Source organism: Photorhabdus sp. RM71S (genome assembly GCF_042879355.1).
GTDB lineage: Bacteria > Pseudomonadota > Gammaproteobacteria > Enterobacterales > Enterobacteriaceae > Photorhabdus > Photorhabdus kayaii.
This window is the reverse complement of record NZ_JBHFKV010000303.1, coordinates 1-223: the sequence shown is the minus strand read 5'-3', so window position 1 is coordinate 223 and position 223 is coordinate 1. Positions and strand designations below refer to the sequence as shown.

The following is a 223-nucleotide window of genomic DNA, read 5'->3' as shown; positions in this document are numbered from 1 at the left end:
CGTCAACCTCTGGAGCCTGCCAGACCGTCAGTTGCGACTGTAATTCAAAGGGCAAGGTTTCAAAGTTGATATTGGGATTCAGGGTGTCCGGTAGCCGTGTCGGCACGCGAATCGCGTCCCGTAGCGAAAATAACACCTTAAACAATTGTGCCATACCGGATACGGCTTCACCGTGTCCCACCTGTCCTTTTAGAGTGCCCAGACTGTAACGCCCCGATGTTCC

The 223-nt window shown here is 53.4% G+C and carries 1 protein-coding gene; it reads right to left on the bottom strand.

Annotated elements, in window-relative coordinates; translation table 11 throughout:
- Window positions 1–223: hypothetical protein (locus ACGF5R_RS24995; protein WP_387693348.1), on the bottom strand; the 223-nt coding region annotated here is incomplete at both ends.